Genomic DNA, 13,448 nt, shown 5'->3' on the forward strand with positions numbered 1-13,448 from the left:
GGCTTAAAACATCCCTTCCTGAATACGCCGGACGGCGTCAGCGTTGACGTTGTTTTCCGGCAGTCCCAGCGGGTAGTGGCCGTCAAAGCAGGCGGCGCACAGGCTGTCGGCCGGGCGTTCGGTGGCAGCAATCATGTCATCAATAGACACAAACGCGAGTGTATCTGCGCCGATGACGCGGCAGATGTTCTCTGCCACAGCATCGTCATCACCGCCCGCGTTGTTGGCAATGAGCTCGCCGGGGCTAGCGAAGTCAATGCCGTAGAAGCACGGCCATTTCACTGGCGGGGAGGCGATACGCACATGAACTTCCCCGGCGCCAGCCTCGCGCAGCATGCGGATGAGTTTGCGCTGGGTGTTGCCTCGCACGATGGAATCATCCACCACCACTAGCGATTTGCCCTCAATGATCTCACGCACCGGGTTGAGCTTCAGACGCAAGCCCAGCTGACGCAGAGTGTCTGACGGCTGGATAAAAGTACGGCCCACGTAGGCGTTCTTCATCAGCCCCTGCGCGAAAGGAATGCCAGAGGCCTCCGCATAACCAATCGCCGCGGGTGTGCCGGATTCAGGCACTGGCATAACGACGTCCGCGTCCACCGGCGCCACCCTCGACAGACGGCGCCCAATCTCCAGACGGGCCGCGTTGACGGTCTTGCCTTCCACCACGGAATCCGGGCGAGCAATGTACACATACTCAAAGACGCAGGTCTTCGGCGCTGGCTTGGCGTAATTCTCAGTGTGGATGCCGGAGGCGCTAATAGCGATGAGCTCACCCGGCGCGATGTCACGCACAAAAGAAGCACCGGTGATGTCCAACGCGGCGGTTTCGCTGGCGATGACCCAGCCCTGCTCCAGACGGCCCAGGGACAAAGGGCGCACGCCATGCGGGTCACGCGCAGCGTAGAGCGTGTGGCCATCGGTGAAGACGAGGCAGAATGCGCCCTGCAGCTTCGGCAGCAGTTCACGTGCGGAGTCGAGGAGGGTGCGACCATCGCGGACGCCGTCCGCAAGTAATGCCGACACAACCGCCGTATCGGACGAGGAACCTTGGCCCTCCACCCCCTCAGCGGGAACGAGGTGGCGCTCAATCGCTTCAGCCTGCAATGTGGCGTAGTTGGTCAGGTTGCCGTTATGGCCCAAGGACACGTCCGTGCCATCGGGCGAGGTGCGGAACATCGGCTGCACGTTTTCCCAGTTCTGGGACCCCGCCGTGGAATAACGGGTGTGACCGATAGCCACGTCGCCTTGGAGTGCGCCCAAAATCGTCTCATCAAAAACTTGGGACACCAGACCGCTGTCCTTGAACACCACGATCCGGCCCTTGTCCCCCACCGCAATACCCGCGCCCTCCTGGCCGCGGTGCTGCAGGGCGAACAAGCCAAAGTAGGTCAGCTTAGATACGTCTTCTCCCGGCGCCCACACACCAAACACACCACACTCTTCGCGTGGCTCCTGCTCATCAGCTTCCAGAACATCCAGGTTCACGGGCACACCAGTAGGAGTACCGTTGTTCACGCTTTGCACGGCCTCAACCCTAGTTGATTAGCTGGCCGGGAGGGCAATCACCGGAAGACCCGCCGCAACCTCACCCGCACGGGAGCCGGATGCCTGAATTCGCCCATCGGCCACAGCATCCTCAAAATCAATCAGCCCCGTGGCCAACTGCAACCACACCTCAGGGGCCATTTCCACCACGTTGGGCGGCGTCCCACGGGTGTGCCGTGGCCCCTCGACACACTGCACCGCAACGAACGGGGGCACGCGCAGCTCCACGGTGTGGCCGGGGAGTTCGGCGGCGAGGGCGCGCACGGAACGTCGACAAGCATCTGCGATCAACGTGCGAGAAGGCTTTTCCGCGCTTTCCGGATCCACAATCCACCCCGCAATCGCCACAATCGCCTCACGTGTCGCCAGCGGATCATTCTTAGCAGCCATACGCTCATCCTAAAAGGACACGACCAAGCGAGTAGTGTTGTGCCAATGACGCACAGCACTGGAACCGAAACACCTCGTGTGACCGTAGAAAAATCCCCCTCCATCACCCTGCGATTCATGGCCGCACCGACGGACGTGATCCTCGCCGGCGCCCAAGGTGTCTCCGGCGGGCGCGTACTGGAATGGATCGATAAAGCCGCCTACGCCTGCGCCGTTCAATGGTCCTCCACCTACTGCGTGACCGCGTACGTCGGCCACATCCACTTCACCCGCCCCATCCCATCGGGGCACATCGTGGAAGTGCGCTCCCGCATCGCCATGACAGGGCGCTCCTCCATGCACATTGTCAACGAAGTGCTCTCCGCCGACCCACGCGAAGGCGTATTCACCCGCGCCTGCGACTGCCTAGTCATCTTCGTGGCCAAGGACACCGAAACCGGCAAGTCCATGGCCGTACCCACGTTCATCCCCACCACCGAGGAGGAACGCCGCGCCGAGCACGCCGCAAAATCCCGCATCCAGCTGCGGTCCGAAATTGAATCGGAGATGCTCAAGCACACCTACGACGGTGAATCGCACGCACCCCGCATCATCCACCGCTTCATGGCTAAGCCGACGGACATCAACTGGGGCGGCAAAGTCCACGGTGGCACCGCCATGGAATGGATCGATACCGCCGGCACCTCCATCACCATGGAATGGGCAGGTGAGCGCACCGTCGCTGTCTACGCCGGCGGTATCCGCTTCTACAAACCCATCTCCATCGGTGACCTCATCGAGGTGGATTCACGCCTCACCCAAACCGGTAAGCGCAGCATGGCTGTAACCACCCACGTCCGCGCCGGCAACCCGCGCGGCGGCCGTGAAAACCTGGAAACAGCAATCCACGCCACCTTCACCTACGTGAGCACGGACCTTGACGGCAATCCTCTCCCTGCCCGCCAGTTCACCCCCGTCACCACCGAAGACAAGGCGCTGTGGGAGCACACCAGCACGCTGCGTAAGCTGCGCGAGAAGTACCAGCCGATGCCGCTCATTGAGCCGGTGCCGGCAACCCAGACCATCGACTAGGTGTCACCGCTCCCATTCGATATTTCTGACCGCCGTGGGGTTGCCTACATCCGTTTCCCCAGGTCGCGATTTCTGGGGTGTCAAATAATGCGAATGGCCTCCGCTTAGACGCGGAGGCCACTGCTGTTTGCCAGTTAGACCGCGGCGTTCGGCGCGTCTGCGTGAGCGAAGTAGCCCGGCATGGTTGCGGACCATGCTTCGCGCAGCTCAGCGACCCCCACGGACTGGCCCGCAGCCGGGGTGCCGTCAGCGAAGGTGATCGTGCCACTGGTGTTGGTGGAACCAACGATGGCCACCGGGATGCCCAGTTCGGTCGCATCGGCCACGACGCGGTCAACGCGGTCCGGGCTGCACGCCACGAGGACGCGGGACGCGGACTCAGAGAACAGCGCAGTGAATGCATCAGCATCAACGCCGGACAGGTCCAGTTCCGCTCCCTTCTCGGTGTCCTTGATCATCTCGAAGACAGCCTGACCCAGGCCGCCCTCGGACAGGTCGTGGGCAGCGGTGAGGCCCTCGGCCTTGTCGCAGAAGAAATCTGCCAGGCGTGCCTCATTAGCCAGGTCCACCTGTGGAGGCAGACCGGACAGGCCAGCGCCGGAGATCTCCTGCCAGACGGAACCGCCGAACTCATCCTTCGTCTCACCGAGGATTACGAGCATGTCCTTGTCCTCGTTGTTCACTACGCGGTTAGTGACCGAGTTCGCCACATTCTCAATCACGCCGAGAACACCCACCACTGGGGTCGGCAGAATCGGGGTGTCACCGGTCTGGTTGTAGAAGGACACGTTGCCGCCCGACACCGGGATACCCAGCTCACGGGAACCATCCGCCAGACCATGCACGGCCTCACGGAACTGCCACATCACGTCCGGGTTCTCGGGGGAGCCGAAGTTCAGACAGTTGGTCACCGCCACCGGACGAGCACCCGTCACGGCCACGTTGCGGTACGCCTCCGCCAGAGCCAGGCGCGCGCCCATGTTCGGGTCCAGGTAGGTGTAGCGGCCGGATGCGTCGGCGGAGATGGCTACGCCGCGGCCGGTGGATTCGTCGATACGCAAGACGCCGGAGTTTGCGTGGCGAGCTTGCACCGTGTTGCCGCGCACGTAGCGGTCATACTGCTCCGTGATCCAATCGCGCGAGCACAGCGCGGGGGATGCCACGAGTTTCAGCCAGGCCTCACGCAGCTGCTCAGGCTTATCGACGTCTCCCCCTCCCTGCACCTCATCCTGCCACTCCGGCCGCGCCCACGGACGCTCATACACCGGTGCTTCATCCGCAATGGTGGACGGTGGTGCATCAAGCACGACCTCACCGTTGTGGGTGATAACAAGGCGATCGTCCTCGTCCGTAACCTCACCGATCTCAGCGCAGGTGACGTCCCACTTGGCGCAAATCTCCTTGAAGCGCTCCACGTTCTCCGGGGCGACAATCGCGCACATCCGCTCCTGGGACTCGGAGGCAAGGATCTCCGCGGCGGTCATGTTCTCGGCGCGCAGCGGGACGGCGTCGAGGTTGATACGCATGCCACCGTCGCCGGCAGCTGCGAGCTCGGAGGTGGCGCAAGACAGGCCACCGCCACCAAGGTCCTGGATGCCCACAACAACGTCAGCGGCATACAGCTCAAGGCAGCACTCGATGAGAACCTTCTCCGCGAACGGGTCGCCCACCTGCACTGCCGGCAGTTTGCGCTCCTCGCCCTCCTCGAAGGAAGCGGAACCCAGAACGGACACGCCACCAATGCCATCAAGGCCCGTGCGGGAACCAAAGAGAATCACCTTGTTGCCGGTGCCCGATGCGAACGCGAGGTGAAGGTCTTCCACCTTCAACGTGCCCACGCACAGTGCGTTAACAAGTGGGTTGCCGGCATAAGCAGCGTCAAAGACGGTCTCCCCACCAATATTGGGCAGGCCTAGCGAGTTACCGTAGCCACCAATACCGGCGACAACACCCGGCAGTACGCGCTTGGTGTCTTCGGCGTCCATGTCACCGAAGCGCAGCTGATCCATCACGGCGATCGGGCGTGCACCCATGGCCATGATGTCGCGCACGATGCCACCAATACCGGTAGCGGCACCCTGGTACGGCTCTACGAAGGAGGGGTGGTTGTGGCTTTCCACACGGAAAGTCACCGCGTCACCACCACCGATATCCACCACACCAGCGTTTTCACCGATACCGGCGAGGATCTTGGAAGCCATCTCTTCCGTCATCGTCTCGCCGAAGTAGCGCAGGTGCACCTTGGAAGACTTATAGGAGCAGTGCTCCGACCACATCACCGAGTACACGGTGAGCTCCGCATCCGTCGGACGGCGGCCCAAGATCTCACGGATGCGGGCGTATTCATCGTCCTTCAAGCCCAGCGCTTCGTACGGCTGCTCCAGTTCCGGAGTGCCCTTCGCCGCCTCGACGGTGTCATTTTTCACGTGCACGTGGATCACGCTCCGATCTTTGAAATGTCGTTGAGCACCGAATGAATCAGACCCAGGCCGTCCTCAGATGGGCCAGTCAACAGATCAATCGCATGCTCCGGGTGCGGCATGAGGCCAACAACACGACGGTTCTCACTCGTCACACCCGCAATGGAGTTCATGGAGCCGTTGAAGTTATCCGTGTAGCGGAACACCACACGCCCCTCAGCCTCCAGCGCATCAATGATGGCCTGGTCCGCCTGGAAGCGACCCTCCCCATGCTTCGCCGGGACAAGGATCTTCTGGCCGGACTCAAACTGGTTCGTCCACGAAGTCTCCGCATTAGCCACTTCCAAATACGTGTCCGTGCAATGGAAGTGCAGGCCCTTGTTCCGGGTCAAAGCACCCGGCAGCAGGCCCGCCTCCGTGAGAATCTGGAAACCGTTGCAGATACCCAGCACGGGCATACCCTTGCCCGCGGCCTCCACAACAGCCTTCATCATCGGGGCCATCGCCGCGATCGCGCCGGAACGCAGGTAGTCACCGTAGGAGAAACCACCGGGAACAATGACAGCGTCCACGCCCGACAGATCCTCGTCTGCGTGCCACAACTCCTTTGGGGTTGCTCCGCCAAGACGAACCGCACGAATCGCATCCACATCGTCGAGAGTGCCGGGGAAGGTGATTACACCAATGGTCGCGCTCACTGGGCGTCCTCCCGCACGACAACAAAGTCCTCGATCACAGTGTTGGTCAGCAGCGTTTCCGCCAGGTGCTGCAGCTGCTCATCGGTCACGGAGTCCTCTACCTCAAGCTCAAAACGCTTACCTTGGCGGACATCCGTCACCCCGTTCACACCAATGCGCCCCAGCGCACGGTGCACAGCCTGTCCTTGCGGATCCAGAATTTCAGCCTTGGGCATGACATTAACAACGACTCGTGCCATGAGAATCCTTCACAGTCTTGGAGGTCTGAAGACGCGGTTTAGTATATCGGAAGCACCGGACACCCGACCTACAGCCAACAAAAGAGTTGAAAACAGTTTTCATTATTGGTTAAATCGCCCTATGCGAAACACGAAAACTCACCGCACCGCAGCCACACTCGCCGCGCTTGCCCTCGCCGGCGCCGGACTCACTGCCTGCTCCTCCGACTCCACCGACACAAAGCTTGTCGACGCCACCTCCGCCGCCGACCCCACCCACATCATCGCCACCACCAGCGTGTGGGCCGATGTCGCCTCCGTCGTCACCCGCAAAGAAGTCCCCGCCATCATCTCTGGCCAGTCCATTGACCCGCACACCTACGAAGCTTCTGCAGCCGACCTAGCCAAGATCCGCGAGGCCGGCACCGTAGTAGCCAACGGCGGGCATTACGACGCCAACCTGTACCGCGTCGCTGAACAAGACCGCATCATCCACGCCATCCCGCTCTCCGACGACGAGCACGACCACGAGCACGAGCACGGCCATGCCCATGACGAGCACGACCACGAGCACGATCGTGAACATGCCCACGACGACCATGATCACGACCATGATCACGCCGGCCACGACCACGGCCATGATCACGGCCACAACTTCACCGAGATCCCCACGGACATCAACGACCTCGAGCACATCTGGTTGGCGCCGGGGAAGGTGAAGGAGGTGGCGGATGCCGTCGCTAAGCGAACTGGCGGTGATGCGAGCGAGGTTGACCGCCGCATGGACGCGATCACCGAGAAGCTCAACGCGATGCCGCACGTGCACCTGGCCATGACGGAGCCGATCGCCGCGCCGATGATCTGGGGCACTGAGCTGCACGATCTGACCCCGGAGAAGTACCTGCTGACCACCCTCAATGAGAGCGAGCCGTCTGCGGGTGAGGTCGCGGAATTCCTCGAGCTCATCGACAGCGGGATTCTGGACTTCCTCGTGGTCAACTCCCAGTCCACGAACAACGCCACGCAGCGCTTGAAGGAGGCGGCGGAGAAGAAGCACCTGCCGATCGTCGAGATCAATGAGACCCCGCCGACCGACATGGACTTCCTCGACTACTTCGAGCAGATCGTGGATGATGTGCAGAAGATCGTCGATGAGGCAGAGCCGCGCACTGATGCCCAGCTGGGCAACTTTGCCGGTTAGAATTTCACCGTGATTCTGCAGTTCAACGACGCCGCTGTTCAGCCGCTCTGGTCCGACCTCGACCTGGCGGTGAACGGCGGCGAAATCGTGTGCGTGCTCGGCCCCAACGGGGTGGGCAAATCGACGTTGCTGCGCACGATTTTGGGCACCCAAGCCCTCACACACGGCACTGTCGCAGTGAATGGTCGCGTGGGCTTCATCCCGCAGCAGTCCATGTTTCCGCAGGACCTGCCGGTGCGCCCGCGTGATTTAGTGTCGCTAGCGCTGGAGCATCGCGTGCTGCGTCGCGGGCCGAAGAAAGGGGACGTGGATAAGGCCCTCGATCGAGTGGGGGCACTCCCCTTCGCAGATCAACGCGTGGGCCTGTTGTCGGGCGGACAGCAGCAGCTCGTGCGCCACGCCCAGGCCCTAGTCAACAACCCCTCTTTATTGCTTGCCGACGAACCCCTCCTCTCCCTCGACATCGCCCGCGAACGCGACACCGTCACCCGCTTCCGCACACTCGCCGATGAAGGTGCCGCGGTGGTGTGCGTGACGCACTCCATCAACCCCTTCTTGGATGCCGTCGACCGCGTGCTCTACCTCGGCCCCCAAGGCCACGTCACTGGGCCAGTGCGCGACGTCATGCGCTCCGACGTACTCAGTGAGCTCTACGGCACCCACGTCGACGTCGTCGAAGCCAACGGACGGATGGTGGTCCTGTGAGCGAGGCAATCGCAACAACGCAATACCTGCTCGGCCTCGACTTCGTGCAGGCAACACTCGTGGCCAGCGCACTGCTGGGCATCCTGTCCGGCGTGATGGCGCCGCTCATTGTGTTGCGCCAGATGTCCTTTTCCGTGCACGCCACCGCGGAGCTCGCGCTCATGGGAGCATCCGCTGCACTGCTGTTTGGACTCAACGTGGGGTTGGGCGCTGTGGCCGGAGCGATCGTCGCTGCGCTCACCCTTGCCGTCTTGGGTTTCCGGGGACAGCAGGACTCCGCGGTCGGCGTGGTCATGAGCTTCGGCATGGGCCTGTCTGTCTTGTTCATCCATCTCTATCCCGGCAATTCGAACCGGGCGTTGGCGTTGTTGACGGGGCAGATAGTGGGGGTGTCGAGCTCAAGCGTATGGCTTCTGGCGGCGACAACCGTGGCTGTGGTGGTCACCGTCGTGGTGCTCTGGCGCCCACTAATTTTTGCCTCAGCGGACCCTGTGATGTCGGCTGCAACCGGCGTAAACGTGCGCGGCATGGCCATCGCGTTTGCGGTGCTCGTGGGCATCGCGTCCGCGCAATCCGTGCAGATCGTGGGCGCGCTACTGGTCATGTCGCTCATGATCACACCCGGTGCCGCGGCCGCACAGATCACCGCGAACCCGGCGCGCGCAGTGCTGTGGTCGGTGATCTTCGCCGAAATCTCCGCTGTGGGTGGCATGATCATCTCGCTCGCCCCCGGCATCCCGGTGAGCGTGTTCGTGGCGTTTATCTCCTTCGGCATCTACCTGCTGTGCCGCCTCATCGGGCGGGTGCAGCGCGCACGCAACTTCAGAGGTCTCGGTAGTTCACCGGCTTCAGACCCTCGCTAGCAGCGGCGACAGCGGCAGCGATGAAGTCGGTGCGCACCTTCTTCTTACCCAGGTTGCGGCCGGAAACAGACAGGCGCACAGTGTTCCCGCGCTCCGCGTTACGCACCGCGGCGTTGATAATGTTGCGGCGCCACCAGCCCGCAGCACCGAAACCCTCGCCCACGGAGAGATTGCGCGCCTGCTCAATTTCACCCGTGCGCAGAAAATGAATGCCCTTCGTCGACGCGGCCAGCCTGAAATCAAAATCCTGCAGCGCCACCAGCGTGCCTTCCGACATCCGCCAGCGGGGCGGCGCGAAAGCATCAAGGTCGAAGCCCAACTTCCGCATCTGCCGGGTCGCGCCCTTCAAGCGTAACGACGCCTCATGCACCTCCAACGCCGCAAACTCCGCCCGCCGGCCCTGCACAGCCTGGTCAAAGCCGTTAAGGATGAGGCCGCGTCCGCCCTCCATCTGCTCCTTGAGCCAGCCACGGGTCTTGTCGTCTTTGGCCAGACGCCACGACTTATCGATGTGCGGCGCCACCAACAACGACACCGGAATCCCCTCCCGGTCCAGGGTGGACACGAGCTTCTGGACGTCCTTGCAGGTCTCGTCGAAAATCGAGGAGACGGAAACAAGCAGGTGGCCGGGCATGGCGCTCATTCTACTGCGACGACGAAGCCCCCGCTGGACAAGCAAGCGGGGGCGAGATGTGAGGGCTTAGGACGTCGGTTTCGTGTACTGCGACAGATCCACCTGCGGCGTCGGCTGCAGGTGCGCCGTAGCGGGATTGTCCACTGTTGGGTTGCTCATGTCCACGTCGCTATCACCCTCGATGGCTACGTATGGGTCCTGGCCGGACAGCACGCGCTTGACCTGCTCGTGGTCGACGGTGTGCGTCCAAGTGCCTACGACGAGGGTGGCAATGGAGTTACCAGCAAAGTTGGTCAGGGCGCGCGCCTCAGACATGAAGCGGTCAATACCCACGATGATGCCCACGCCCGACAGCAGGTCCGGACGGAAAGCCTGCAGACCAGCGGCCAAGGTGGCCAGACCTGCGCCGGTGACGCCGGCAGCGCCCTTAGACGCGATGATCATGAAGACCAGGAGGGACACCTGCTCTGTCATGCTCATCGGCATGTTCATGGCGTCCGCGATGAAGATGGAGGCCATAGTCAGATAGATAGCAGTGCCGTCGAGGTTGAAGGAGTAGCCCGTGGGCACGACGATGCCCACCGTGGACTTGTCCACACCCAGGTGTTCCATCTTGCGCATGAGGTTCGGCAGTGCCGACTCCGACGACGAGGTAGCCAGGATGAGCAGGAACTCGCGCCCCAGGTACTTGAACAGGGACCACGGTGACACCTTCGCCACAACCCACAGCACCGTGCCAAGCACACCGAAAACGAAGAGGATACAGGTGGTGTAGAAAGCCACCATGAGCACCAGCATCTGCACCACGGCCTGGATACCGGTTTTGCCCACCACAGCTGCCATCGCACCGAACGCACCGATGGGGGCGAGCCAGAGGATCCAACTCAAGATCTTGAAGATCAGCTTCTGCAAGTGCGCCACAAAGCCGAGGATCGGCTCGCCATGCTTACCCATCGACTGCACCGCGAAGCCCACCAGTAGTCCGACGAACAGCACCTGCAGGATTGACCCCGAAATGAACGCGGAGAAGAACGTATCCGGAACAATGCTTTGGACAAAGCCAACGAGGCCACCGGATTCCGTGGCCTGCTCGGCGTACCTGGCACCGGCAGCAGCATCGCCGTGGAGGCCCAAGCCTTCACCTGGCTTGATCAAGTTACCCACCGCCAGGCCAATGGCCAGCGCGAAGGTGGACATGACGGTGAAATAGATGAGTGCCAGGCCACCGGTTTTACCTACGGTTGCAGCCGAACGCACCGAACCGATGCCCAGAACAATGGTGCAGAAGATCACCGGCCCCACGATCATCTTGATCAACGAGACGAAGGTGTCACCCAGTGGCTTCAGCTGAACAGCGACATCCGGCGCGACCAGGCCGAGGGTTATACCCGCGACCACGGCAATGATGACGCCTATGTAGAGCCAGTGAGTGTTGTCCTTACGCCTTTTCGGTTCCGCAATCTGCGGTCCGCTCGTGGGCGTGACAGTGGGCATCGGGTCCTCCCTTAGAAATGGAATCCTCTAAGGTCATTAATACTCCTGGGTATTGTCGCTTCGTACATCAGGCGGGCCATACGTGACTCATCTCACTGCGCCGGCGGTATGTAGCGTCCACGCGTACTCGAACGCTGTCTGCTTCCACTTGGCGTACCGCCCGGACACGCCGCCATGGCCGGCCGCCATTTCGGTCTTAAGCAGGAACTGGCCACCCGTCGCAGTTGCCCGTAGCTTTGCGATCCACTTCGCCGGCTCCACATACAACACACGCGTATCGTTAATACTGGTCACCGCCAGAATGTTCGGGTAGTTCTTGGCCTCCACGTTCTCGTACGGCGCATAGGTAGCCATGTAGTCGTAGACCTCCGGGTCGTGGTACGGGTCGCCCCATTCCTCCCACTCACCAACAGTTAGTGGCAATTCCGGCTTCAGAATCGACGTCAGTGGGTCCACGAACGGCACGATCGCCTGAATGCCGGCAAATTTCTCCGGCGCCAAGTTCGCCACGGCACCCATGAGCAGGCCACCAGCGGAGCCACCTTCGGCAACGAGCATGGAAGGGGCGGTCACGCCGGCGCTAATCAGCTCATCTGCGCAGGCCACGAAGTCCGTGAACGTGTTCTTCTTCGCCAACATCTTGCCGTTGTCGTACCACAGGCGACCCATCTCGCCACCGCCGCGCACGTGTGCGCAGACCCACACCATGCCACGATCCAACAGCGACAGCCGCGCGACGGAGAAGCCAGGATCGGTCGACGCCTCATAGGAGCCGTAGCCGTAGAGCAGCGTCGGGTTAGGCCGCGTCATGTCCAGGTCCGCGCGCCGCACGACAGACATGGGCACGCGCGTGCCGTCCGCGGCCGTCGCCCACATGCGGGTAGCCACGTAGTCCTCCGGGTTGTAGCCGCCGCGCACTTCTTGTTCCTTGAGCAGCGTGAACTCGCCGGTGTCCACGCGGTAGTTCAGCACCTGCGCGGGCTGCGTAAACGACGTGTAGACCACGCACACAACAGGTGCGTCCCACTCGGGATTGCCGCCCAAAGAGGCGGTGTACAGCTCCTCGTCGAAGTCCAGCTCCCGGAACTCACCGAAGCCGTTGCGTAGATCGGCGACCGCCAGCCGCCCGATGCCACCGCGTCGATAAGCAACGAAGGCGAAATCGCGGTAGGCGTCAACGCCTTCGATGCGCACCTCATCGTTGTGCTGAATCAGCTCGTCCAGCTCGCGCAGCGGCACAAGATTGCCTATGCGCGTCGCGCCCACCCCCGAGTTCACCCCACACGCATTGTGGGTGACAATCCAGTACTCCTCCCCGGCGACAGCGGCGTAGTCGACGTGGTACTCCACGCCCGATTCGCGGTGCCAGAGAACCTCGAAGTCACCTTCGGGGGTGGACATGGGCAGGACACGATACTCGGTGGTCAGCGAAGACGAAGACAAGATGAGTAGGTAAGACTCCGAACGATCCGCTGCGATGCCCACACCGAACTTCGCGTCCTCCTCCTCGTACACCAGCACATCGTCGCTGGCTGGGGTGCCGACCTTATGGCGCCAGATCTGGTGCGGGCGCCACGCCTCATCAACACGGATGTAGAACAGGTAGTCCTCCCCCGCCCACGTTGCGCCGTAGAAGATGCCCGGGATGGTGTCAGGCAGCAGCTCGCCGGTCTCCAGGTTCTTTATCTGCAGGTCAAAGCGTTCGTCGCCGGCGGTGTCCGTCGAAAAGGCAAGGAAGCGGCCGGATGTGGTCACGCTGGATGCGCCGACAGCGAAGAAGTCATGCCCCTCCGCTAACTCGTTGAGATCCAAAAGGATCTGCTCCCCTGGCAAGCCCGAACCGTCCTCCGGCAGGGTGGGTGGCAGCCACGGATCTCCACCTGAAGCGACAGGAACGCGGCAACTGATGCCGTAGTTCTTCCCCTCCTCCGTGCGGCCGTAGTACCACCAGTTACCCTGGCGCACGGGCACGGACATGTCCGTCTCCTTCACACGGGACTTGATCTCGGTGTAGATCTGCTCCGTCAGACCATCAAGGTGCGCCGTGCACTGCTTCGTGTATTCATTCTCCGCCTCGAGGTAGGCGAGGGTTTCCCGCGACTCTTTATCGCGCAGCCACTCGTAGTCATCCACAAAGTCACGGCCGTGGAAGGAACGCGTGATGGGGTGCTTAGGAGCTAAAGGCGCAGTGGGCTTATCAGTCATG

General features: G+C 62.1%; 12 protein-coding genes. 4 read left to right on the plus strand and 8 right to left on the minus strand.

What is annotated here, in order from left to right:
* Positions 1–3: 3 nt before the first annotated feature.
* The gene (gene purF, locus QP968_RS04040; RefSeq protein ID WP_502870910.1) at positions 4–1,518 is read right to left on the minus strand and encodes an amidophosphoribosyltransferase; all 1,515 of its coding nucleotides are present in this window, start codon (positions 1,516–1,518) and stop codon (positions 4–6) included.
* 27 nt (positions 1,519–1,545) lie between these two features.
* A complete protein-coding gene (locus QP968_RS04045; RefSeq protein ID WP_284855131.1) occupies positions 1,546–1,938 on the minus strand; it encodes a sterol carrier family protein in 393 nt (130 codons plus the stop codon).
* A gap of 45 nt (positions 1,939–1,983) precedes the next feature.
* On the opposite strand from QP968_RS04045, the gene QP968_RS04050 reads away from it, so the two are divergent.
* On the plus strand, positions 1,984–3,009 hold the full coding sequence (locus tag QP968_RS04050; RefSeq protein WP_284855132.1) for an acyl-CoA thioesterase: 1,026 nt from the start codon (positions 1,984–1,986) through the stop codon (positions 3,007–3,009).
* A gap of 134 nt (positions 3,010–3,143) precedes the next feature.
* On the opposite strand, the gene purL is transcribed toward QP968_RS04050, so the two are convergent.
* Genes purL through purS form a run of 3 tightly spaced genes read right to left on the minus strand, consistent with a single transcriptional unit; the run spans position 3,144 to position 6,366 of the window.
* Complete coding sequence (gene purL / locus QP968_RS04055; protein ID WP_284855299.1) at positions 3,144–5,441, minus strand: phosphoribosylformylglycinamidine synthase subunit PurL; 2,298 nt, start codon at positions 5,439–5,441, stop codon at positions 3,144–3,146.
* Positions 5,442–5,446: 5 nt separating this feature from the next.
* A complete protein-coding gene (gene purQ, locus QP968_RS04060; RefSeq protein WP_284855133.1) occupies positions 5,447–6,127 on the minus strand; it encodes a phosphoribosylformylglycinamidine synthase subunit PurQ in 681 nt (226 codons plus the stop codon).
* Positions 6,124–6,366 (minus strand): phosphoribosylformylglycinamidine synthase subunit PurS, encoded by a 243-nt coding sequence (gene purS, locus QP968_RS04065; RefSeq protein WP_034662264.1) that lies wholly within the window; start codon positions 6,364–6,366, stop codon positions 6,124–6,126. The genes purQ and purS overlap by 4 nt, the downstream gene beginning before the upstream one ends.
* 121 nt (positions 6,367–6,487) lie before the next feature.
* Here purS and QP968_RS04070 point away from each other — a divergent pair, with 121 nt between their 5' ends.
* Genes QP968_RS04070 through QP968_RS04080 form a run of 3 tightly spaced genes read left to right on the plus strand, consistent with a single transcriptional unit; the run spans position 6,488 to position 9,114 of the window.
* Positions 6,488–7,546: a metal ABC transporter solute-binding protein, Zn/Mn family gene (locus QP968_RS04070; RefSeq protein ID WP_284855134.1), complete on the plus strand. Its 1,059-nt coding sequence runs from the start codon at positions 6,488–6,490 to the stop codon at positions 7,544–7,546.
* Between the two features lie 9 nt (positions 7,547–7,555).
* Positions 7,556–8,251 (plus strand): metal ABC transporter ATP-binding protein, encoded by a 696-nt coding sequence (locus tag QP968_RS04075; RefSeq protein ID WP_284855135.1) that lies wholly within the window; start codon positions 7,556–7,558, stop codon positions 8,249–8,251.
* The gene (locus QP968_RS04080; protein WP_284855136.1) at positions 8,248–9,114 is read left to right on the plus strand and encodes a metal ABC transporter permease; all 867 of its coding nucleotides are present in this window, start codon (positions 8,248–8,250) and stop codon (positions 9,112–9,114) included. The genes QP968_RS04075 and QP968_RS04080 overlap by 4 nt, the downstream gene beginning before the upstream one ends.
* Here the strand turns inward: QP968_RS04080 and QP968_RS04085 are convergent.
* The 3 genes from QP968_RS04085 to QP968_RS04095 all read right to left on the minus strand — a co-directional run bounded on the left by QP968_RS04085 (position 9,074) and on the right by QP968_RS04095 (position 13,447).
* On the minus strand, positions 9,074–9,748 hold the full coding sequence (locus QP968_RS04085) for a DUF2334 domain-containing protein (protein WP_284855137.1): 675 nt from the start codon (positions 9,746–9,748) through the stop codon (positions 9,074–9,076). The two genes, QP968_RS04080 and QP968_RS04085, sit on opposite strands and share 41 nt — an antisense overlap.
* 66 nt (positions 9,749–9,814) lie before the next feature.
* A complete protein-coding gene (locus QP968_RS04090) occupies positions 9,815–11,242 on the minus strand; it encodes a cation:dicarboxylate symporter family transporter (protein WP_284855138.1) in 1,428 nt (475 codons plus the stop codon).
* Positions 11,243–11,329: 87 nt separating this feature from the next.
* Positions 11,330–13,447, minus strand: coding sequence for a S9 family peptidase (locus QP968_RS04095; RefSeq protein WP_284855139.1), 2,118 nt, complete (start codon positions 13,445–13,447; stop codon positions 11,330–11,332).
* Between the last annotated feature and the right edge of the window lies 1 nt (position 13,448).

This window comes from Corynebacterium sp. MSK041, assembly GCF_030232265.1.
In the GTDB taxonomy this organism is placed as follows: domain Bacteria; phylum Actinomycetota; class Actinomycetes; order Mycobacteriales; family Mycobacteriaceae; genus Corynebacterium.